Raw genomic sequence first — 23965 nt, forward strand, 5'->3', positions numbered from 1 at the left:
AAACAAACTTGCATAACTATATAAAAAGCCGCCAACAGGCGACTTTCTGAATGGTTACGTTTTGTTCCCGTTAAATCCAGAAAAGGATTGTATGAGAAATTAATTAATGGAATGAATAAAACGATGAAGATGTTCAGCTAATAACTTTGGCTGTTCCATCGCAGCGAAATGCCCCCCTTTATCCGCTTCCTCCCAGTACGTAACATGATACACACGCTCTACCCAGCTTTGTGGAGGCATCGGCAACTCCTTGGGAAATACGGAAACCCCTGTTGGAACAGTAATGCGCTGGCCTTCCGTGAAATGCAGTGGCATTTTGCCACCTTCAGTATAGATTCGCATGGAAGATGCAATTGTATTGGTAAACCAGTATATCGAGATATTCGTGAGGATATGATCAAGTGAACAGGAACTCTCAATATCTCCTTTACAGTCACTCCACCCCCGAAATTTTTCTACCATCCAGCTGGCAAGACCTGCCGGGGAATCACTCAGTGCAAAAGCCAAAGTTTCTGGCTTGGTTCTATGAAGGGCGCTATAAGCGCCTTCTCGTTCCGACCATTCCGCTACGGAGTCAAGGTATGTGCGCTCTTCTTTGCTCATCGAAGGTGTATTCTGAGTAAGTGGTGGCCTGTAGCTTCCAGGAATATAATTAAGATGAAGTCCTCTCACCCGCTCAGAGTAGATGAAGGCTAACCACGTTGAGACTCCTGCTCCAATATCCCCTCCCTGTACAAAATACCTTTCATAACCCAGACGATCCATCAGTTTCGCCCAAAGTGTAGCTACATATTTGGAACCTACCCCAGGCTGAGTGGGTTTACTCGAAAATGCGAATCCCGGCAAAGAAGGAATAATCACATCAAATGCGTCTTCAGCCTGTCCACCATATAATGATGGGGTTGTTAGATAAGGAATCAGTTCTAACATTTCTACGAATGATCCTGGCCAACCATGAGTCAATAGCAGCGGCCGTGATGAAACTCCTTCACCTCGAACATGAACAAAATGTATATCGAAACCATCCACGTTCTCAATATATTGCGGGAAACGATTCAGTCTTGCTTCTTGCTCGCGCCAGTTATACTCCGAACTCCAGTAATCCACTAATCGCTTCAAAAAGAAATGATCTGTCCCCAAAGCCCATGGTTCTTCAGAGAATCGAGAGGGCCATCGAACCTGTTTCAATCTGTTAGATAAATCATGTAATTGTTGCTCTGGAATAGCGATCTTGAACGGTTTCATTTCAATTATCCTCCTACGTTTTGAGTTAAATAAAAATACGTATCGCTGAGTATGTCAACAACAGACACATCAGCAATCGAAATGACCTGTCATGGACAGTTAGAAAGGTTTTGAACATGGAGCCAAACCCCGACCATACAAGTAACGACAACCATCCCAGAAGGATCGATAAACTCAAATAAATAACAAGACTCCCGCCAGAAGGTGAAGAAGGCAAAATGAAAGCACTCATCACCGTTAGAAAAAACAATATACTTTTGACATTGATAAGTTGGAGCATAACACCGGATAAAAATGACGATTGCACATCCCTCGAATCCTTTTCCGAACTTTTATTCCCCATCATAAGCCACACCAGATAAAGCATATATGCTGCACCAGCCCATTCAAAATACGGCCCTACAACTGGCAACCAGTGATATAGGCTTGTTGTAAATACGCCGCTTATGATCCCCAATAAGCCAAACCCCGCTAAAATACCACCATTAAATCTCCATGATCCAATAAAGCCAAATTTCCGTGCCTCATTCATCATCAAGATGTTGCTTGGTCCAGGTGTTATGGAGGTCACGATCACATACGTTAGAAATGCTACAATATTCAAGCTGTACCCCCCAATGAAATCATTTACGATCTGAAGGACTTTATTGTATGATGAATTAAACCCTTAATAAAATCGAAATCATTAAAAGCATTATCATTTTTATCGATACATATCTCAAGCTAAGGAGAACTTGGATGGAAATTAGACATCTTGTCACATTTCAGACGATTGTCGAGGTTGGAAGCTATACCGGGGCCGCATCCCAATTGGGCTACACACAATCCACGATCACGGCTCATATACAGTCCCTCGAAGAAGAGATTGGCGGGGAGCTTTTCACATACGAAAAAAGACAATTGAAGCTTACGCATCTGGGGAGGGAATTAATACCGCTGGCCGAAGATTTGCTGGCAACTCATGATCAGATTAAAAGCATAAGAAGCGAACAGGAAGTTAAAGGTATATTAAGGGTAGCTGCACCAGAGTCTTTAACAATTTCCAGATTAAGTCCGATCATCAAGGAGTATTCATCGAAATATCCTCAAGTTCAATTCATCCTTACCAACGGTACATGTGAGCAAAACCAGGTTGATTTGATAAGCGGGCGTGTAGATGTAGCTTTGATGGTGTACCCGGAGGTGCATCCGGAAAAATGCATTCATTACCAGCTAATCGAGGAAAAAATAGTACTGGTTTCCAGCAATGACGGCCCGGAACATTTTGATGCGTATAAACTGGAGAACAACCCCACCTTTTTTATCACCAACGAAGAAGGATGCAGTTATCGAACCATGTTTGAAAAATATCTTGTAAAACATGATATTCCTCCGTTTCAAACGATGGAGTTATGGAGCATTGAGGCCATCAAACAAACCGTTATGAGTGGACTCGGCTTTTCTTTTTTACCTTACATGACAGTTAAAGAAGACGTGGAACGAGGAAAACTTAAGATTGTGAGTCATTCCGAACAGTTTGACCCCATTTACTCCCATATGCTGATTAAAAAGAAAAAATGGCTATCTCCAGCCGTTAAAGCTTTCAGTGAGCTTGTTATAAAATCAATCAGTGTATCAGAAAACGAATCGGATTTGATCCATTAAGCTTATAGATATATGGAAACGAAAAAAGAACCTTGGGCTCAGCTCAAGGTTCTTTACGTTCACTTGTATAGTGAAAAACAAGTTTAGAAGATGGTTGGCACCATTCCCCCATCCATACGGATTGGAGAACCTTTGAATGCCGATGCATACGGACTGCATACAAATGTGGCCAATCTGCCAATCTCAACAGGCTTGATAAATCGTTGGATTTCGGATTGAGGCAGGTTTTTGCGCATAAAATCCTTCTCTTTTTCTAAAAAAGTCATCGATTCATCAGGGTAGATGCTCTCAATGATTTGTTGCACATTTTCAGAGAGGGTTGGTCCTGGCATGATTGTATTGACGGTAACTTCTGTTCCTACCGTTAATTTCGATAAACTTTTGGACAACGATAATAACATGGATTTGGTCATGCAATACTGAGGCATTTGTCCTGAAGGCATAATGGCTTCTTCACTCGCAATAAAGATCATGCGGCCATAATCATTTTGCAACATTTTTGGCATGTAAAATTTGGACAATGCATTTGCAGCGAGCACATTCGTACGGAAGTATTTCTCCCAAACCTCATCGCTGATATCCTCATATTGCATCATTTCATAAATCCCCATATTGTTCACTAGGATATCAATTTGGGGGTATTTTTCAAATAAGGCTTCTCTTTGACCAATGTCCGCCAGATCAGCTGTAGCTTTTTGAGGTGAGGTAGCAGGAAAATCGGACTTCATTTCATGAACCATGCGCTCAACCTCTGCATCATTTCGTCCATTGATGAGCACATTAACCCCTTCTTTGGCAAGTTCAATAGCAATGGCTTTCCCTATCCCCTTCGTCGATCCTGTAACCAAAGCTGTTTTACCGTATAAACCCATATCCATATCAACTACTCCTTTTATTTTCTTGTAGCAGCAAGCTGAATCGTTATCATGTTATAAACAGTCTTGTGCTCCGGATAGGATTTATATTACCTTGTCTACATAGCCGAGTAACTAGCGTGTTGCGCCAAAGTTCTTGCATAACACGCCAAATGATATAAAGCATTCAGTTAATGAAGAGTTGATGATTCTTGCGGTCCTTCGGATAGCGAATTCGTTCCTAAATATTCCGTACGCCAATTCGTTGGCGTATCCCCTTCCCATGAACGAAAGGCACGATAGAACGAATTCTGGTCTTCATATCCAATTAAGAAAGCTACTTCTTTAATATCCAATGTAGGGTCGGCCAAGTACGCTCGTGCCTGCTCATGTCTGGCTTGCGTCAACAGATGCTTGAAGCTTGTATGCTCTTCTGTAAGCCGGCGCTGCAAGGTCCGATCGCTCATACCCAATTCCTTGGCAACGACTTGAATGTCGGGGCGACCTCCTGTGAGACTGCGTTTCATAATCCATTTGACCATCTCTGTAATAGAACGACTGCCCTGCTGTGCATCCAGCGATCGGTCCAGCGCGGGAGTAAGAATCTCCAGCAGCTCTTCGTTATATGAAAGAAACGGACAGTCCAAATCTTTACGATGTAAGGTGAGCCGGTTACATGTTGCACCAATCCGAATTGGGCAGCCAAAATAAGTCTCAAGGGTTTGAACATCACCCATGGTGTGCGAAAATTCAACTAACCGCGCAGTCAAAGGTTGACCTGTTCCCCGGCGCCCAAGTTCGAGGAGAAATGCCAGTGTAACTCCAACCAGCAATGACGGACCTGGCTGTTCGTTAGACCATTCCAGTTCAATTGAACAATCATCGCCCTCCTCAGTGATACGCAAGATTTCAGGGGGACAAAGTTGTTTGTAGCGAGCCATTCGGTGTAATGCATCACGGTAGTCACGCGCATGGTAGGTTGCTAAGACACTTGGCGGGTATTTCCCCGTTTCAAAGACGGTCGCAAGCTTGATGATTCCTTCGGCAGTGTCACCGACGAGATCGGAATATGCCTGCCAGATCGCAAAATATTGAGTGGTCGTAACAGCTGATTCAGTTATAATCGTGAGCGGCAGTTGTGCTTTGCGAGCTACATCGTGGGCCGCAATCCCTAATTGATGCAAGCCTGTCCAAAACCCTGCCGGGAATTTAATACGCTCAGAGGTGTGGGACTTCATAGATACTCTCCTTCTTGGAGTCATTGTTGCTTAATGATTCATCCACTGTACAGGGACTCTGATTCTTTTGCAATGTCTCTAATATTTCCCGGTCTCTAGAATAAAACAAGAAACCAATGCGGGAACGTCCCGCATTGGTTTCTTGGAAATTAGGTTTAGCGTTATTTCGATTGTTCAAGAAGCCCAACAATAAGCGTCACTGCTTCAGCACGGGTAGCTGTCTGCATCGGAGCAAATCGATTGCCACCTACACCGCCCACCAGACCTGCTTCCACAGCAGAAGCTACATAGGATACTGCCCATGCTGGGACATCCTTTGCATCTTTGAAATCCAGTTTCGCATTGGAATCTGTTTGGATTCCGCCAGCGCGTGCAATCATAGTTACCATCTCCGCCCGGCTCAGCGTCTTGCTAGGGCCGAACGAGCCATTCTCGTAACCATTGACAATGCCAGCGGATGCAGCTGCTGTAATATAAGGCTTCGCCCATGAAGGAATCTTGTTATCATCCGTATAGTGAATACTCTCGCTTACGGCATTCAGATTCAAGGCACGGCCCAGCATCGTAATGAACTCGGCACGTGTGACTTTCTGATTTGGACGGAAGGTCTGATCGCTATAGCCATTGACGAATCCAGCCGCCAGGGCTTTATCAATTGTAGATTTTGCCCAGTGTCCGGCTGTATCTTTCAACGCTGGCGCAGTGCCTCCGTTTCCGTTATTGCCTGATCCAGTATCCGGTTTGTTGCCGGAATCAGTTCCGCTACCACTACCGCTGTTCGAACTGTTACCGGTAGTTGTATCGCCACCGCTTCCTGAAGAGCCATTACCGCTGCCAGACCCATTACCTGAACCTGAACCCGAGCCGGGATTCGATGTTCCCGGATTGGAAGTTCCTGGTCCTGGATTCGATGGTTCTGTCTTCTTCACGATACCGAACCGATCAACAATGAACGGGGCTGCTCCATTTTGATTTTGGTCAATTTCATACGTTATAGCTGTCAATTTGCTGCCGTCAATCGTAATGCCCACAAAATTTTGTACCTGACTGCGCATTGGACGACGGTTGTCATTCGGATCAGGGCCATATTTGGCTGCATGATTCTCCTCTGCCAGTTCAAAAAGATTGTAATAAGCATCACCGAGACTTGTGCTCGGATTTTTGTAATACACTTTTGGACCCGCTGTTGCCGGAATCAGATAGATCGTGCCATCCGGATTCACAGAGTACTCGATTTTCTGTCCGTTTTGCATCTCCGTGATCATTTCTGGCTGACGCGCTTTCCCCTTCTGATCAATCGGTTTTGTGCGCGCATAGATGTGATCATGTCCCTGGAGTACAAAATCAATGCCAAGCTCCGCCATGATCGGTGCAATCTTGGTACGCACACCGTTTGCTCCCATGATGTCGGAATCCGTTGCGTGATTTGACGTCGTGTACGGTCCCTTGTGAATGTTGACGATTATCCACTGGGATCCATTCTTCTTGGCAGCCTGAACATCTTTCTTCAGCCACTCGACTTGCTCTAATGAGAAGTTGTCATACTCATCCGAATCCTCATTGGAGTTCAACACAACAAAATGCGCATTGCTGTAATCATAAGAATAGTAAGCTCCCGTCTCCGTAGCGGAATTTACCGGTGACTGGATGTTGAAATGATCGATAAACGCATAATTTTCGTCCTCGTGGTTCCCTGCGGATGGAACGATGGTTGTATTTAAGAGGCTTTCCTGCGAATGCCCAAGCAGCCAGTTCCACTGCTCCTCTTTCACACCATTATCCACGATATCCCCGTTATGAACGACAAATTGTGCATCCGGTACTGTAGCCAATGCTTTGGCCAATGTCTCAGAGGACAGAATTGCCTCATCCTCTTCCTTCGCTTGTGTATCCGCCAGATCAATGAAAGTGAATTTGCCTTTTTCCGGTGCTGTACGGAAGGTACCTGTCTCGCTCCATACTTGTTGGGAAGCATCCCCTACACGGAAATAATAGGTTGTATTAGCTTTCAGATCTGTCACTTCTGCTTTGTGCATCAGTTCTGTAGGAGCATTCGCAGGTTGTGCAGAGCGCCCTTGAACCGATTTGGCTTGCGTGAAATCAGGTGTTGCAGCTGTTTTCTCCACAACCTGAAGGTCGCTATTCGTTACTTGATCGGAAGTGTACCACGTGAATCCCTTGCTCTTGGTAGGATCTCTATGGAACGTTACCGTTACCTTGTTTACCTGTTCTGGAACAGGAACTGTATCCGATTCCTTGATAATCCCGAAAGTATCCACGACAAATGGTTCTGCATTCTTATTTTGGTCAATCTCATACGTTACGGCGGACAGCTTGTCTCCGTCAATAGTCAATGAAACGAAGTTCTGAACCTGCCCTCTGGCTGCGCTCGTGGTGTCGCCATATTGCCGAGCGTGGTTTTCTTCCGCACGCTCGAACAGGCTGAAGTACGCTTCACCAAGTTCTGGTTTTACGTTTTTGAAGTATACTTTGGCCCCGGCGGTAGCAGGAATCATATAAATGGTTCCATCCGGTTTGACCGCGTATTCGATACTCTGTCCATTGAAGGTCTCCGTTATTTTGGACACATCTTCAGCAGTACCATCGCTCTTGATTGGTTTCGTCCGTGCATAGATATGGTCATGTCCCTGAAGGACTAGATCAATCCCCAGTTCGTTCATGAGTGGAGCGATTTTTTTTCGTTCACCGTTCGCACCAATAATGTCGCTATCCGTGGCGTGATTGGATGTCGTGTACGGACCTTTATGGATGTTCACGATAATCCACTTGGCTCCTGCGGCTTTTGCTTCCGCTACATCCTGCTTCATCCATGCGACTTGCTCATTCGAGAAGTTGGCGTAATCCGATGAATCCTCGTTGGAGTTCAATACGATAAAATGAGCTTTGCTATAATTATACGAATAATATGCGCCTGTTACCGTTGTAGCACCGTCTGGCTGCTTCACATTAAAATGCTCGTAGAACGCATAATTTTTATTCTCATGATTGCCAGCAGACGGTGCAATGGTCGTGTTCATAAGACTGGCTTGCGAATGACCAAGCAACCAATTCCATTCTTGCTCTGAAGTGCCATTCTCCACAACGTCTCCGTTATGGACGACAAATTCAGCATTCGGAACAGTCGCGAGTGCTTTGGACAGAGTAGATCCGGACAGGATCGCCTCATCCTCTTCCTTCGCTTGTGTATCCGTCAGGTCAATAAAGGTAAATGCTCCATCAACCGGAGCCGTTTTAAACGTTCCAACCTCACTCCATATACCCAGATCCTGATCACCAACACGGAAAGAATAAGAAGTGTCAGGGGAAAGGCCTGTCGCTTCCGCCTTATGCACCATTTCTCCCGGGGAGTTGGAAGCGACGGTTGCACGCCCATTGAAAATTTGGGCCTGACTGAAGTCGGCAACGCCTCCTCCTTGTTTCTGCACCACTTGAACAGTGCTCTGTGCAGATGCAAGAGGAGTATACCAAGTGAAGCCTTTGCTACTTGTTGCATCTCCATAGAAGGTAACCGTTATTTTGCTGATATCCAGCGATGGCGCATTAGCCAAGGCTTTAAGCTCCATGTCAAAATACAGGTCCGAGCTGCTGTCGCTCTGTTGATGCACTTCGACCGCAATTTCGTTTGAGCCTTCATGCAAATTGGCTTTCATTGGCTCAGTCAGGTCGATATTCTCATACATTACCGGCAAGTCCTTATTTGAGGTTGCTTGGGTGGAGTACACAATCTCTCCATCCGGCATGCCAAAACGAATGACTTCCACACCATTCACATAGATCACTGCACCGTCATCAATACCGAATGTGCCGAGAATTTGCCCGTAACCGTCAATCTGATCCTTGTTAACGTTAATATTTGTCCGGAAATAGGTTGTGCGGGGTTTATTTTTTTTGTCCAGACCGTAGCTGACTTCCGTTTTGAGTGATCCAAAATAGGAAGTGCTTACGCCATTACCGTTGTCTTTGTAACCAAATGGAGCCTGTCCCGAATTCCAGGACGAATCATCGTATGAAGCACGCCAATCCAATTGCAAATCCTGGCCCTGATCGAAATAATGCCAATTGGCATTACGCTCTAACAGCATCTCAGGCTCAGACAATGATGCGGCTTGGGCTGAATTAACTCCCCCAAATCCCGCAAGCCATCCGAATACCAAAGCAATCGATAACAGGATGGATAACACTTTTTTGTAGAGGTGACTGATCATAATTCTCTCCTTTGTATGTATGATTGGTTGGCTTATGTAAATCCAAACAGGCCTAGCATAACAAGAGAAGATCAGCATTCAGTTAGCGGGAAGTAAAACTTATGTAAACTCTTACATTTATTTGACTTATAATATGGATAAGGTTTTTAGTTAACATAATAATTAATATGGTTTTCACTTCTATTTGGACGAAAATATACCGAAATAAAGAACTATTTTTAAAGGTTTGATGAATTGGCTTTTAGGAAGTAGACTAATGAGGATAGACTATACAAAAGTTAACATGTTCTGGGAAAGGGGATTCATAATGTCATCCAGTGTCATCGACATGCTGCAGCTTGAGTATCAACGTTTTTCAGCGAAAGAAAAGGAAATCGCTGATTATGTGATGCGCAATAAAACATCCATCAATAACATCAATATTAGGGATTTGGCTGCTTATACCAATGCTTCCATGTCAACCATAACTCGATTTTGTAAAAAAGTAGGTTGTTCTACCTTTGTAGATTTTAAAATTCGACTTAACCGTGAAGTGGATCAACCCCGCAATCAAACAGATTTCTTTATCAGAACACAGCAGATCCACAATGATATCATCAACGCTACCGCAGAAATGCTGGATACCGACAGAATCAAACAAGTGGTCCAGTACATAAAAAAAGCTCGCAGAATCTATGTTTATGGTTTGGGAAGTTCAGGTTTATCTGCTCTGGAGTTCAAATACAGACTAATGCGGATGGATATCGTCATTGATGCGGTGACGGATTCACACATGATGATCATGAGTGCTTCTCTTTTGGGCGAAGATGATCTGGTCGTAGGTTTATCCAATTCAGGACGAACCTTAGAAGTCAGTGACGCATTAAACGCAGCCAAAAAAAGAGGAAGCAAAGTTGTTGGAATTACTAATTTTGATCACACACCCCTGTCTGAAGTCTCGGATTTGTGCATTTTCACACCTGATATCGGGCGAACCGGAGATGTGAGCTTCATTAACAGCCAATTAGCCATTATTTACATCCTGGATGTGATTTCTCTTCTATTACTTGAGGATGAACATTTACTCCATGCGCGGCAGCAAACGTTAGAAGCTCTTTATTCTGCTGAATAAATAAACAGCCAACCTATTTCGTTGGCTGTTTTGTTGATTTCTTCTTTTTTATTGGACAGAAGGAGAAGGCTTTTTCAATTTAGCAATTTCAGAGACAAAACGTTCCGTAATTTGTTGAGGACGCGTAATGGCTCCACCAACAACAACACAATAGACTCCAGCTTCCAGACACGTTGCTGCCATCTCCGGTGTCATGATATTCCCTTCCGCAACAACAGGCGTTTGTACGCTAGTTAGAATTTCTTTCAAGGCTGCAAATTGATTATCATACAGCTTAAGCCCTGCTGTCTCTTCTGTGTATCCGACCAATGTAGAGGAAATCAGATCAAAACCAAGTCGTTCTGCATTGATGGCTTCCTCTTTGGTTGAAATATCCCCCATTAATAGAAGTTGAGGATGTTTGGTGCGAATTTCATGTACGAATACATCCAGTGATTTACCGTCCGGCCGTGCACGCAAAGTGGCATCAACCGCAACAATCTCTGCGTGGACCTCGGCAAGTTCATCTACTTCCAAGATCGTTGGTGTAATAAATACGGGATTGGTTCCGTAGTTTCTTTTCACTATACCTATGACGGGCAGATCAACCTGTTCTTTGATCTCTTTCACATCTACAGCAGTATTCGCACGAATACCGATCGCTCCTCCCTCTTTTGCTGCGACTGCCATGCGTCCCATAATCAGCGAACTATGAAGTGGCTCGTGCTCCAAAGCCTGACATGATACAACGAGACCACCTTGTAAACCTAATTTATCTAATTTATCTAAATTCATTGCAATTACTCCGTTTCCATAATTTCTTCGATTTCATTTTTGATCACGGTAACCTGAGGGCCATAAATAACCTGCACTCCGTTACCAACAAGTACTACCCCTTTGGCTCCAGTAGCTGTAAGCGCATCCTTTTGAACCTTCTCGATATCCTTCACAGATACGCGAAGCCGTGTTGCACAGCAATCCAATTCGTTAATATTGTCTGCACCGCCAAGTCCATTCAGGATAGCGATGGAGCGTTCTTCACCTTTCGTTGATGCGGGTGTATTAGACTGCTGACTTTGCGTTTTGGCGTCTGCCTCTGATGTTACTTCTTCCTCACGTCCCGAAGTTTTTAAATTGAGCTTCACAATCAAGATTCGGAAGGTGAAGTAATAAAGGAAGAACCAGACCACTCCGATGATGGGAACGATAATCCAGTTCGTTTTGGCATTACCCTGAAGTACCCCGAATAAGATAAAGTCGATTAATCCACCTGAAAAAGTCTGACCGATTGTAATCTCAAAAATATGTGAAAGCATAAATGCCAATCCATCAAATACGGCGTGAATGACATACAGGATTGGAGCAACAAACAGGAATGAGAATTCCAGAGGCTCCGTAATTCCTGTCAAGAACGAAGTGAGTGCCGCAGACAACCCCCGGTTCAAATATAATTATTTCCAGCGAAGTAAAGCTCAGTCTTTTTGTTCCAATGCAAAAAAAGCCGCCAGTTTGGCGACTTTATCGTGTTCATATTCTTCCCCCGCGAATCCAAAACCTAAACCTGAATCATGCATTATTTCAATATTTTAGTTAAAAGTTTTACCTGCCCATTCATGCCCGAAGGTAGTGAAGACTTTCCATATAGATTCTCCAGTGTATTAGCCACATGAATGTCGATTACATTATTACCTCGCAGCATGTAAGACGTGACGTTCCAATGATAGGGTGGCCATAATCGGATGCCAACCTGCTCCCCATTCACATACAGGCAAGCCGTCTCTCTAATATCTTCCGCTTCCAGCCAAATTTCATTTGCCGAATTCAAGCTGACATCAGACAAATCCAGTTGCTGCGAGTACACTCCTGCTCCCGAATAGAAAGGGTAACCTTCAACATTCCAAACCCCAGTCATTTGTTCAGGTTCAACGGTTAATGTAGTCTGATTTTCTACAGCAAATGAACCAATCAGATAAGCAGGAAAGGAAATGGCTGGCATCGGTTCCAGCAGTGAAACCGTGAGAACTTCAAGCTCATTCTCGCCTTTAACAAGCTGTTTGGTAATGTCCACACCAGCGTAATGAATATCTTGCCACAGTGAAGGGTGGAGTGCTTCCATCCGTACTCCATTAACAAAGATTTCAACATTACGTCTGCGTTGGAGGAAACCAATATGGGATGGAATTTTTTGCTCGATATCGTCAAGAATTAGCTCAATCGTGAAGATCTGCTCATTTCCAGGTTCGTTTAAATGGACTGCATCTTGCTGTGATTTCATAAGCTCGATCCATTCTTCCGTTACGACAAATGTTGTCCGGTACGTGTTGACTTGGCCTGGCATCGTTGCATTCATTCTGGACTGACGGTCATTCAATGTGACCTGCCACTGATCCAATACAAGCACATTGGGTTCGACGGTCTGAAAATGCCAATGATCACCTAGTACCAACACATCGGTGGCATCTTGCACTTTATGATTTATAGGCTCTTGCGGTTTGGGATGTGTCGAATCTTCAGTGTGAAGCGGATCAGGTAAATGATCAAGTCTAACGGATAGAAGACGAAGCTCTCCCGGTACAAATGTTAGAACAGCATCATGACTCAACGGGTTTATACTCCCGTTTTCCAAGTTCCATTCTTCCATTTGTTCATCAATGTGTTCTTTCACAGGGTTCTGATGTAGTTGAATGGTCACGGGCTGCTCCGACCAGTTCATCAGCCATGTATGCACATGATCTTCAATTTTGCGTTCAACGCTAATGAGATCCTCAGCTTGCCCCTCGATCTGTTTCCAGGCAATCGCTGGTGATGATGTCGTTAACTCTCTTAACTGAACACACAAGTTCATAAGTGTGTCGTTATGAGCTGTGTTTTTCATGGAATAGAATAAGCTGTACCCTTTGCCAACCGCTTGTAATTTCCCGTCTTGAGGATTGGAACCATATAGTTCGTTCATATACTTCCGTAATTCCGGAACTTGGCGCTGTCGCTCACTGTCACAAGGAATTGCCCCAACCGCAATAAGCCTTCCACCACAGTTTACAAAGGTAACAAGCTGTTTTGCGATATCTACAGACATGACCGTAATTTCCGGCAAAATCAAAATCGAATATTCGTTTAGTTCTCCGTTAAACTGATATCCCCCAGCATGAGTAATCTTTGCCTCTCTGAGCTGATACTCATCCACATAATCGTAATCAATAGAGCTGCGCAGCATGCGGTCTGACAATAACGAAAACAGTTGATCCGCAGCTGGATGCTGGTTCGATTCACCGGATAAGAACATATGCTCATATACCGTGTGGATAGGTGACAACAGAAGTACTTCAGGTGTACGCTTCGTGAAAGAACCAAGTACACTCAACCGACCAAGATAATCGGCAAAAGCCCGATAATGTGGCCAATGCGGTGCATGCTTGAATTCCGTAGGTGGAAAGTCTGTTTTCCGATACCCTGCAAACGAATAGTAAAATGCATGCGGGATAAACAAATTAACACCCAAAAATGCCATAAAATTGGCATCAAGCCGCCTTTGTCGCATGGCATAGGCATGACCGCTTGCACCAAATGACTCACAAATAACTCTTTTTTTCCCGTCCAACTGTGCGACAGACCCGGCCGTCTTTACGGATACGATACGATGTGGATTCTCCTTTGTACCGATTCCATGTGTCAGGTAGTCCACACCTGCATAATGGAACTGCTGCAATACACGGGTTTGATTACCCTGCGACCGAGCCTGCCCCCAGACGGGTTCTTCCAGCGTATGGCCGATGTACAGCAAGCTGTGTGATTCACACCACGAACGAATAGCTTCATGATAACCTTCCACATACCAACGGGTAATCGTATCATAATAGTCCTGCCTCGCAGACCTGCTGCCATCGGCCATACCATATAACAACGCGCCTAATCTTGGAATCAGATCATATCCGTTCTCCTGCTCATACCGCTCCACCATCCCATGTGTCCAAGCGAATACGATTCCGGGCAGAGTTGCATTCACATCCTGAACCGACGTTCGGATGGCTTCGACTCCAAAAAAACCGTCGTGGATCATGAGCCCAGGTTCATCCGTGAATACACCTTGAATGGTCACTCCGAAATGAGGCTGAAATTGCTGAAACGGCTCATATGCCGACTGAATGAAAGCCTGCACGGCTTCCGGGTTCAACGTGTCCAGATAATACCCTTTTGCAAACGTGATCCCTTCAGCAATTTCACAGGACCAGCAGGCAAGTATAATATAATCCTCGTCGTTATCAGGCTTCCATTCCTGTCCGCATAACTCTGTAATATCCTCAGGTTGATCATAGATCAGCCATTCCCCTTCTTGCTGGATGGCACGATAAGCGAGAATTGCGATGAGTTCATTGTTAGCGTAGGTGGCAAAATCGAGAGATAACATTTCCTGCTGTGCATCGTGTAAATATCTTCGTTCCTCAACCCTCAAGTATCTCATCCGATACTCGGGATATTGCCTCGTTAGCTTACCTCCCAGTGTTCCGCTCGGCCAATTGTCCTCATCATACAGCCAGACCACCATATCACGCTTCTGGCACTCTTTTGTGCAGAAATCCACCGTATCCATGAACTCCTCTGACAGGTATGAGGCCTGCATCCCGTGACGCGCATGTAATACAACGCCGCCAACACCGGCTTCAACCATGGATTGAATTTGGTTTTCTAACTCTGGCTTGCTAAAACTGTGGTTCAGAAACCAAAAGGGCTGTGGACGATACGTCGCCTCAGGATTTTTGAACTGCTGTTGTAATTTATGAATATCCGTGATTTTCAACTCCAATTCATCACCTGATCTCATCATGATTTTGATACAGATGTCTTTCTCAGCAAAGGAATGAAAAATCCACCGACAACCGACCGATTTTGAAAATTTAACTGCTTTCCGGTGATGGTGTCATACCAGTCTGTTACAGGTACACGGCTCGATGTTTCATTCATAAAGTCCCACAGAGGTGAAATCATCTGTTCGAACTGAGGCTGCGTTTCGCTCATGGAGGCACACCATACGAGCCAATCGGACTTGGTGTATGTCTCACGGCTATCCAGCGGTATGCCATATCGATTCTGTTTTAGCTGATAATAAGCCAACTCTTTAGCAGCCACTTCTTTTGAGAAAAGGTTGAAGTCCAACAGACGATCCCACACCAGATTGTATTTCATGCTCCATGACTCATCCGAGCTGTCAAAAGTCAGCTTGTAGTGATCACCTGCTGTCGCCATGGATGACCACTCCTCTGCCATTTTTTCAGCCGCTTCACGATAAACGGCACCATCCGGCAAACCAAGTTCATCACACATATACGCATAGGCGGCAATGCCTAATATCGCTTTAATCGATAAGTTCGCATTGTGCGCTAGATGTCCGGCGAAGTCGTCCGTGCACAGTTGATTGTCAGGGTCCAGACCATGTTGCAACAAATATGAAGCCCAAGTTGTTAGAAGTCCCCAGTGCTCACGGGCAAATTCCGCATGCTTCTCATATTTGCATACCGTTGCTGCCATCAGGAGCATATTGCCACATTCCTCGATGGGCATCTGGTATTCGAGTTTGTTCTCTCCGTAAACCTGGCCGTTAGCTTGGGGGTAAGTCCCCACGTCATGTGGAGCAAAATCAAACGTCCAATCCGTGCTTTCGGCATACTTATAGATTGGACGCATCATACCTTTGACCAATTCGGTGTTATACCTCAGAAACAACGAAATCGAGGGGTAGCTCACATCCACCGTCGCGATACAGCCGTTACTAAAATTCTCTTTGGAGAAAAATAATACTTCTCCTGCTTCATCAGCAACCAATTTATGTGCAGCAATCGCTTGCCGATAGGTCAATGCCAGAATGTCTCTATATTGGTTCCCACCTGCAGCCTGACTCTCCATTAAGAGTTCCCGATTAAAGCGGTCGCATCGTTGTACTACCTCTTCATATTGATCCGCTGCTTTTACCAGCATCTCCTCAAATGTCATACCATTTTTCTTCCAATACGCATTCAGTGGTTTGTGAAAATATTCAATCGCATGAATATCATCATAGGCGAGCATCAGGTAGCGGGATGCTGGCTCTTCATGGATAAGACCCAAATCCATTTCAGTTGCCATAATAGCCATATCGCCAGATATGGACTTTGGCTGGATAGAATCATCTCCTGTCTTAAAAAGACCTGACCGGGCATACTCCTCACGCTTGGATACCGCATGGATGACCGATTGAGATTGATGAGATCGCTGAACCACCAGATACATATAACCCCAGTCTATTCTCGTATCATCTCCGGCACGTTTTAATATAGGTTGTTCCACCGTTCCTATAGACATGGCGTGTAACTGTTCATTAATTACATGAGACTCCCAGGTGACTTGCTGATCAGGAGTATGTACACACCATTCACCTGTCACATCAAAATAGATTTTCACTTGATGGCCTTGACCATCTATCGCTCGAACATGGAACGTAACATACGTCACTGGTCTGGATAACAGTTCAAGATCATCGAGCAATAGCGGTGTGGTAAAATGAACCTCAAGTTCGATGCCTTCTCCTTCAAAGGTGTAACGGGTAGTTACAGGCTCAACGGTTAGATTCGTCTGATTGAGCACATCAGGCTCCTCAATGGTTGAATTTTCGTGAACGCCTACTTTCCCCATAAACCTTCTGATTTTGCCGTCAATGACAATCATGCCAACCATACCTTGAGTTTTATTCGTCCAGTGCCTGGTGTGATCATCATAGAGATGGTCAGCAGCAGACCATACGCTGAAATAAGGGTCTACCGTAATTAAAGGTACGGATGGTGGTCTAAATGTCGTCATTTGTTTCATCTCCTTCAATTCATTTTTCCAACGAAAACGGTACATCCTGATTCAAAAGGGAAAGGCTTCGCTCGCCTTGTTGACCAAGGCGCTGCAAAGCCTATTTGATTTCCGTGATAATCGTTAACCTAACTCTTCAGCATCAGTTCGGCATTTGAACAGTTACGATATCTTTTCCTTTCAGGTTCTCATTGGTGAACTGCATCGCTTGGTCGTATCCGGTCTTCCGAAGCTGTTCCCTGAGGTCGTTGATAATGCTAAGGGCTGCTTCATCCGATTTTGCGAAAATAGCTTCCTTCCAGGCATCTCCCATCCGGTCCATGGAAGGCTTCAACATTTCCCATTCCGGTGATTTGGTGATCACATCGCCCGGGTTATAGGCTGTGATTACATGAATACCGTTTGGACGTAAGATTTTCCGGGCATTTTCCATGGCATCGAGTCTTTCCTGGTCTGCCCAGATGTCGCCGCCTGCTGCCGAATTGATCCGGTCAAGCCCCGTGATCGATTCCAGCCCAATGGAAATGCCCTCGTTTTTGCGGACTTTACCCGATTGATCTGCTGTAAACTTATCGAACCATTCTTGATTCGGTACTGGTTTGCCATCCTTCATATCCCAGTGAACCCCTTGAACTCCGTACCGGGCCAGCATGAAACCTTCGTCAGAAGCCATGTAATCGAGAAACTTGAGCGCTGCATCTACACACTCGCCCTTGCAGCTACTGGTGATAGCCGTTACGTTGTTTCCTTGAATGCCAAGATCAACAGGCCGGCTCGGGTCAACATCTGCCCGCTCCAATGGTCCGATCGGGATGTAATCGCTTCCAGGATGTGAAGTAACATATTCTTTGGAGGCGTCCAAAATGGCCGGATAATGTGCGGCAAGGATAGCAATGCGTCCTTGATTAATTTTTTCTTTGGCAATAGGATCCGTCTGAGTAAAGGCTTCGGGGTCCATCAGCCCTTCCTCAACCAGTTTACGATAGAACAGCGTGTATTCTTCGTATCCTTTGGTGAAAAAGTTATGTTCTACCGTTCCGTCACCTTTGTCTACATAGCCTGCTCCGGAATAGAACATCGTGTTTCCGATGCCTACGGACCATCCGTTACTAAATCCGCCCAGTGGAAACACGGGCTGACCGCTCTCCTTCAGGTTGGCATCTTTGATTTTTTGGAGGAAGTTATAGAAGTCTTCCTTCGTCACTACAGACTGAGGATCCACGCCGACTTTCTCAGCGATGTCTTTGCGAACATAGAAGCCATACAGCCAATCCATGCCGTCTTCGTTCGTTGCGGGCTGATTTTGTAAAAGTAAATATTTCTTGCCGTCATACGCATCTATCGCTTTTTCATACAATGCTGGCGGCACATTCTCTTTCGCAATGGATTTCGCCAGGTTCGGGTAATCCCCCAATTTATCGGATATATCTACCAGCTGCCCTTCTTTAGCAGCCTTGATGATCCCGTCCAGCTCGCCGCCCCATGCAGGTCCGGTGTAGATATCCGGCAAATCCTGTGTGGCGAAAATCTGGTTTACTTTCTCCGTCTCGCTCCCTTTCGTATATTCCCACTCTAATGTGACGCCAGTTTTCTCTTTGATGACTTCCTCGACAGGGGTTATCCCATTATCCGATCCGCCTGAGCCATTCCAATTGTGCAAGATTTTGAGTTTATTTCCGTTCTCTCCTTCTGCGCCTTCCCCGTTTCCTGATGAATTCGTGCAACCGCTCAGCAAACCTCCAACCATGATGGACACGAGCAAGATGGATACGCCTTTCGACCAAATCCTGTTCAAACCAATCGCCTCCTTGATTAAATGATCTCGGTAAAAGCTCTAGCAAATTCAGGTCAGGATGATCTACCCTTTAACCGAACCAATCATAACCCCCTTCACGAAATATCGTTGCAGAAACGGATATATACATAAGATCGGGAAAACCGTAATAACAAGCAATGCCATACGAAGTGATTCAGGTGTTGCTCCTGCTCCACCGACACCACCAACCGTCTGCCCACCCTGCTGAGCTGCACGCTGCATCGAATTGGATAATGCCTCTGCTTCCGTCAGCATTTCTTGCAGTAGGGTCTGCACCGGTATCAAATCTTTGTTCGAGACGTAATAAGCGCCCGAGAACCAGTCATTCCAGTGGGCTACCCCAATAAACAGCGAGATCGTTGCAAGTACCGGCCCGGAAAGAGGCAGAATGATTCGTACGAAGATTTGAAAATCTCCATACCCGTCAATACGCGCCGATTCCTCCAGTTCCTCAGGTATGCCTTGCAGGAATGTCCGAATAATGATGATGTGCATGAAGTTGAACAACAAGGGCAAAACGTACACCCAGAAACTATTAATCAGATGCAGTTTTTGAAGTGTAATGAAGAACGGGATGAATCCCGCACTGAAAATCGTAGGCAAAAAGATGTAAAAGGTGAAAAAGGAGCGACCTGGCAATGTTTTTTTGGAAAGTGCATAGGCCATGAGTGTACACAATACAACGTGGAGAAAAGTACCCAGCACGGTGCGCATAATCGTAATTTGATATGCCTTCCAGATCCTTGCGTTATCGAATACCTGAGCATAGTTATCCAACGTGAATTGGCGGGGAAGAAAATAAATCGCGCCTTGCATCGAATCCTTACCGTCGTTCAGTGAATAAGCCAAGATATATATAAACGGGTAAATCATCGAGAATCCAACCAAAGCAAGAAAAATATAGTTAAGTACCGAGAATAAGGACCATTTTCGTTCCATAAGGTCACCTCCTTAGAACAGGGATACATCACTGACTTTGCGGGCGATGCGATTAACGGTTACAACCAGAATGAGTGCGATAACACTTTGGAATAGTCCTACAGCTGCAGCGTAACTGAGACGTCCTTCTCGAATCCCGGAGTTAATGGCATGCACGTCCAGTACACTGCCAAGACTTGCGGTTGCCGGTCCATTCAGGAGAAGCAGTTGTTCATAACCTGCGCTCATCAGACTGCCCACAGCGAGTATGAATAATATGATAGCTACATTGCGGATACCTGGAAGCGATACATGCCACATCTGTCTGAAGCGTCCCGCACCATCCATTTTGGCAGCTTCGTAAAGCTGCTGATCAATACCCGCAATGGCGGCCATAAAGATGATGGAATTCCAACCGATATTCTTCCAGATGTCTGAACCGACGATCATCTGATAGAACCATGTTGGATTATTCAGGAACTGGATCGACTCCGCTCCAAATGACCCCAATAAGTCATTGACTGGCCCCCCATACGGCGTTAGGAGCCGTTGCATCAGCGTAACCACGACGATCCAGGATACGAAATAAGGCAAGTAAGAAAGGGTCTGAACCGTCTTTTTGAATTTGATCATTCTGACTTCATTTAAGAGGAGTGCAAGAATGATTGGCATCGGAAAGCCAATAAGCAGTTTCATGAGACTGATAATGATCGTGTTACGGATGATGTCACCGGATTGATAGTAATTGAAGAACTGTTGAAAGTACTTAAGGCCTGCCCATGGACTTCCGGTGAATCCGCCAACGAAATTGTAATCCCTAAAAGCAACCTGAATTCCATATAACGGTACATAGGAGAATAGGAAAAACCAGACGATTCCGGGCAGCATAAACAAATAAAAGAGTTTATGCTGCCAGACTCGCTTCATCAATCGATTGTTGCTCACTCGTGTCTTGATCACATTCCAACCTCTCCTTTCTCATGATGGACGGTCAACCATCCCAGCTATAACTGCCCTAACTTCAATCGTAACGTGATGATTTCAAATGGCGTGAAGGATAAAGCCATCTCGGATGCTCCTGCAAATGAAACGGGTGAAATGATATTTTCCATAAGATCAGTCGTCCAGGCTTCTGCTATATGGAATCCAAGATGTAATGCCGTGGTGGCATGTGTTCCCGAAGTTTCATATAGACGGACGATGATGTCGTCTCCATCCTCGGCTTTTTTGACGGATTCCACCATGATGTGCGGATGATCCGGCTGAAGAAATGTTTTCGAATATGGGAGCTTACCGTTCTGCTTACCAGATACAGATGATAAGGAAACTGTACGAAGCGGGATGTTCAGTTCATTACCTCTTCGATAGATCTCAGCCTGAACATGGTTGCCTTGATGCGGATATAACGAATAGGTGAACGTATGCTCCGCACGATCCGCTTCCGGATCAGGATACGAGCTGCTGCGCAGCAAATTCAGACCAAGCACATTATCGATGGCTCTATGACCATATTTACAATCATTAAGCAATGCGACTCCATAATCCGGCTCCGATAAGTCAATCCACTGATGAGCACATATCTCATCCTTGGCGAAGTCCCACATGGTATTCCGATGAGTTGGTCTGGTCAAACTGCCAAATTGGATCTCACAGTGAACCTGATCTGTACGGATATTCACCGGGAATGAAGTACGAAGCATTTTACCATTCTCTCTCCAATCCACGGTCGTCTCGAAATCAATTCGTCTGCTGCCTTCTGTCAGAACCACCGTCTGGATCAGAGTGGATTCTCCATAGTTATATTCGAAGACCAACCCGACTTTTGGTCCTTCACGAAGCTCGCGAATGTCATGAAGCGTTAATGGCATACCTGTATGTGCGGAATAGTCATGACTGAAATCCCAAGCATCTCCTTCGTCGTGATACACACGAAGTGCATTTCCCGGATGACCTTGCGGAATGACTTCCCGCGCTTCAGCCTTGTCCTGTATGGAGATAATGGCTCCATTCCGATCAAACTTCACGATGAATGTGTCGTTCTCCACACAGCGTTCTTCAGCGGAAACGTGAAATTCCGACTCTTGTATTCCCGGAACTAACTGGGCGCATGATGCGATTTCATCTATAGCACCCTGGTCCACATGATCTGATACCATTGTGTATCCCATGGATGGAACCTGAACCTTGCGCCAGTTTCCATTCGTGTGAATCCATTCCTGACGCTCCCAAGGCAATGAATTGAATATTACCACGGAGCAGCTGGATGAGGATTCGATATTTGAAGAGATCTGGTCTGCCATATGGCTGTAGGTTTCGTTGATCATATTTTCTGTCTGATCTAAAAGTTCTTCATATCGTATGAGTGACTCATCGTACACACGCTTGATGGAAGACCCCGGAAGGATATCATGGAACTGATACAAGAGGACTTCCTTCCATATCGTTTCCAGTGACTCGGACGGATAAGACTTGCCTAGCTGTGAAGCCACAAGTACTGAGGCGAACTCCAATTCGCGCAGTGCTTTCTCCATCTTCCGGTTATACCACTTACTTCGCGCCTGACTGGTCAGGGTTCCTTGATGTTTCTCCAGGTAAAGCTCACCGCGCCATGTCTGGAACCGTTCACGTTCTTCATTAAGTCGTTCGAAAAATTTCCAAGAAGGTTCCTGTATAACAGGGGACAAGCCAAGCAGGTTTTTCTCCCGTGTCAGCCGCTCCAAATGCTCTTCGCCAGGCCCTCCGCCTCCGTCTCCTATACCAAAGAGCATTAGCGCATGGTTTGATACATTTTTATCCAGATACCCCTGTTCAGCACTGATGATCGAACGCGGAGCTGCAGGACTGTTGTAAGTATCCTCTGGTGGCATATGTGTTAATACAGCTGAACCATCAATTCCCTCCCATAGAAAGGAATGATGAGGATGTCGGTTATACTCACTCCAGGAGAGCTTCTGGGTCATCATGTAATCCACACCGGATTTCTTTAATAACTGGGGCAAACTTGCCGAGTAGCCGAATACATCAGGCATCCAGAGCGATTTCATTTCCAGACCAAATTCCTGCTGGAAATAACGCTTGCCATACAAAATCTGGCGTACGAGTGATTCACCACCAGGCACATTGGTATCCGATTCTACCCACATGGCGCCTTGCGGTTCCCATCTGCCTTCACGTACACGTTCCTTGATCTGCTCATACATCTTGGGATAATGCTGCTTCATCCAATCGTACAGCTGCGGTTGGCTCGCTCCGAACACATAATCAGGATAACGCTCCATCATGCGAAGCACAGTTGAGAACGTTCTAGCTCCTTTACGGATCGTTTCACGGATCGGCCATAACCAGGCCAAATCTATATGAGCATGACCCACAGCGCTTAGGGTTAAGACCGGATCGCCCCCCTGCAGGGTTAGCTGTTCATGTAGTCGTTTCTTCGCTTGCTCGACACTCTCTTTCGAGAAATCGATCAACTGTACTGAAATATCATAGAGCGTCTGATAGATTCTCTCCTTCCGAGCGGAACCGTCATGGAGCTGCTCTGCGGTCTCCAAGAGCACCTCGGTATCGTAATAGAGTTCCCGAATATCTTCCCTACAGTAGGCGATAAGTGCTTCTTTCAACGTCCCTCCCCGATACTTGCCGAACAGATCGTTATTGCCTGCATCTGCCCACACTTCAACTTCCTGTCCATTTACAGATGTCTCATGGAGCTGCACGACTCGTTTGCCAGGGAGACCTAATGAAAAATCAAATTCGGAGTTAATCGTCGTCAACCCTTGGATAGGTGACCCTTCATGGTCAACCAGACACAGCTCACCGTTGACATCCAGCAAGAGGACCGTGGTTTGGTTACCTGTGACTGCCGGAAGATTACCTGCAAAACGGAACCAGGCACAATCCCATAACTCTCCCCATTGTTCTCCTTGCTTAAGTGTCACTTTCGTGCCGGTCATCCGTTCCTCGTAAGGTACGGGCTCTGGTGTAATCCAAGCCGTCACTTCTAATTCGGCAATCGGCTCATATATGGCTTCCCGAAGTTTGTTTAACATCTGTTTTAACCGTTCTGGCCTTATCGGTTCGTAGGGCATGCTAGTATACTCCTCTCT

14 protein-coding genes and 1 pseudogene are annotated in these 23965 nt (G+C 45.4%); 2 read left to right on the plus strand and 13 right to left on the minus strand.

Annotated features, from left to right (window positions below):
* Positions 1-99 precede the first annotated feature (99 nt).
* Positions 100-1245, minus strand: coding sequence for an epoxide hydrolase family protein (locus CRO25_RS19265; protein WP_079696090.1), 1146 nt, complete (start codon positions 1243-1245; stop codon positions 100-102).
* Positions 1246-1270: 25 nt separating this feature from the next.
* Complete coding sequence (locus tag CRO25_RS19270; protein WP_079696091.1) at positions 1271-1849, minus strand: LysE family translocator; 579 nt, start codon at positions 1847-1849, stop codon at positions 1271-1273.
* Positions 1850-1983: 134 nt separating this feature from the next.
* Between CRO25_RS19270 and CRO25_RS19275 the strand changes: the two genes are divergently transcribed.
* Positions 1984-2889 carry a LysR family transcriptional regulator gene (locus tag CRO25_RS19275; RefSeq protein ID WP_079696092.1) on the plus strand — a complete coding sequence of 302 codons (906 nt, stop codon included), beginning with the start codon at positions 1984-1986 and terminating at the stop codon, positions 2887-2889.
* Positions 2890-2972: 83 nt separating this feature from the next.
* Here CRO25_RS19275 and CRO25_RS19280 read toward each other — a convergent pair whose 3' ends face one another.
* The 3 genes from CRO25_RS19280 to CRO25_RS19290 form a co-directional block, all read right to left on the minus strand.
* Positions 2973-3767, minus strand: coding sequence for an SDR family NAD(P)-dependent oxidoreductase (locus CRO25_RS19280; protein WP_079696093.1), 795 nt, complete (start codon positions 3765-3767; stop codon positions 2973-2975).
* 167 nt (positions 3768-3934) lie between these two features.
* Complete coding sequence (locus CRO25_RS19285; protein WP_079696094.1) at positions 3935-4981, minus strand: AraC family transcriptional regulator; 1047 nt, start codon at positions 4979-4981, stop codon at positions 3935-3937.
* 161 nt (positions 4982-5142) lie between these two features.
* Positions 5143-9207 (minus strand): S-layer homology domain-containing protein, encoded by a 4065-nt coding sequence (locus CRO25_RS19290; protein WP_079696095.1) that lies wholly within the window; start codon positions 9205-9207, stop codon positions 5143-5145.
* A 328-nt stretch (positions 9208-9535) separates the two neighbouring features.
* Here CRO25_RS19290 and CRO25_RS19295 point away from each other — a divergent pair, with 328 nt between their 5' ends.
* Positions 9536-10318, plus strand: a complete 783-nt coding sequence (locus CRO25_RS19295; protein ID WP_179132214.1) for a MurR/RpiR family transcriptional regulator — start codon at positions 9536-9538, stop codon at positions 10316-10318.
* A 48-nt stretch (positions 10319-10366) separates the two neighbouring features.
* Here the strand turns inward: CRO25_RS19295 and CRO25_RS19300 are convergent, their stop codons facing one another.
* The 8 genes and pseudogenes from CRO25_RS19300 to CRO25_RS19335 form a co-directional block, all read right to left on the minus strand.
* Positions 10367-11092, minus strand: a complete 726-nt coding sequence (locus tag CRO25_RS19300; protein WP_079696097.1) for an N-acetylmannosamine-6-phosphate 2-epimerase — start codon at positions 11090-11092, stop codon at positions 10367-10369.
* Between the two features lie 5 nt (positions 11093-11097).
* Positions 11098-11730, minus strand: a pseudogene (locus tag CRO25_RS19305) (glucose PTS transporter subunit EIIB); the annotation flags it as partial.
* A 140-nt stretch (positions 11731-11870) separates the two neighbouring features.
* The gene (locus tag CRO25_RS19310) at positions 11871-15119 is read right to left on the minus strand and encodes a glycosyl hydrolase (protein WP_097115798.1); all 3249 of its coding nucleotides are present in this window, start codon (positions 15117-15119) and stop codon (positions 11871-11873) included.
* Entirely contained in the window at positions 15116-17134 is a 2019-nt protein-coding gene (locus tag CRO25_RS19315; protein ID WP_079696168.1) for a glutaminase family protein, read from the minus strand. The genes CRO25_RS19310 and CRO25_RS19315 overlap by 4 nt, the downstream gene beginning before the upstream one ends.
* A 133-nt stretch (positions 17135-17267) precedes the next feature.
* On the minus strand, positions 17268-18920 hold the full coding sequence (locus CRO25_RS19320) for an extracellular solute-binding protein (RefSeq protein ID WP_079696098.1): 1653 nt from the start codon (positions 18918-18920) through the stop codon (positions 17268-17270).
* Positions 18921-18983: 63 nt separating this feature from the next.
* Complete coding sequence (locus CRO25_RS19325; protein WP_063565068.1) at positions 18984-19880, minus strand: carbohydrate ABC transporter permease; 897 nt, start codon at positions 19878-19880, stop codon at positions 18984-18986.
* Between the two features lie 12 nt (positions 19881-19892).
* A complete protein-coding gene (locus tag CRO25_RS19330) occupies positions 19893-20819 on the minus strand; it encodes a sugar ABC transporter permease (RefSeq protein WP_079696099.1) in 927 nt (308 codons plus the stop codon).
* A gap of 44 nt (positions 20820-20863) precedes the next feature.
* The gene (locus tag CRO25_RS19335) at positions 20864-23947 is read right to left on the minus strand and encodes a glycoside hydrolase family 38 C-terminal domain-containing protein (RefSeq protein ID WP_079696100.1); all 3084 of its coding nucleotides are present in this window, start codon (positions 23945-23947) and stop codon (positions 20864-20866) included.
* Positions 23948-23965 lie beyond the last annotated feature (18 nt).

It is taken from the genome of Paenibacillus sp. RU5M (assembly GCF_900221055.1).
In the GTDB taxonomy this organism is placed as follows: domain Bacteria; phylum Bacillota; class Bacilli; order Paenibacillales; family Paenibacillaceae; genus Paenibacillus; species Paenibacillus marchantiae.

Coding starts and splice junctions, on each gene's coding strand:
- CRO25_RS19285 (WP_079696094.1), bottom strand. CDS start 4,981: ATGAAGTCCCACACCTCTGAGCGTATTAAATTCCCGGCAGGGTTTTGG.
- CRO25_RS19275 (WP_079696092.1), top strand. CDS start 1,984: ATGGAAATTAGACATCTTGTCACATTTCAGACGATTGTCGAGGTTGGA.
- CRO25_RS19280 (WP_079696093.1), bottom strand. CDS start 3,767: ATGGATATGGGTTTATACGGTAAAACAGCTTTGGTTACAGGATCGACG.
- CRO25_RS19290 (WP_079696095.1), bottom strand. CDS start 9,207: ATGATCAGTCACCTCTACAAAAAAGTGTTATCCATCCTGTTATCGATT.
- CRO25_RS19310 (WP_097115798.1), bottom strand. CDS start 15,119: ATGATGAGATCAGGTGATGAATTGGAGTTGAAAATCACGGATATTCAT.
- CRO25_RS19325 (WP_063565068.1), bottom strand. CDS start 19,880: ATGGAACGAAAATGGTCCTTATTCTCGGTACTTAACTATATTTTTCTT.
- CRO25_RS19315 (WP_079696168.1), bottom strand. CDS start 17,134: ATGAAACAAATGACGACATTTAGACCACCATCCGTACCTTTAATTACG.
- CRO25_RS19300 (WP_079696097.1), bottom strand. CDS start 11,092: ATGAATTTAGATAAATTAGATAAATTAGGTTTACAAGGTGGTCTCGTT.
- CRO25_RS19265 (WP_079696090.1), bottom strand. CDS start 1,245: ATGAAACCGTTCAAGATCGCTATTCCAGAGCAACAATTACATGATTTA.
- CRO25_RS19335 (WP_079696100.1), bottom strand. CDS start 23,947: ATGCCCTACGAACCGATAAGGCCAGAACGGTTAAAACAGATGTTAAAC.
- CRO25_RS19295 (WP_179132214.1), top strand. CDS start 9,536: ATGCTGCAGCTTGAGTATCAACGTTTTTCAGCGAAAGAAAAGGAAATC.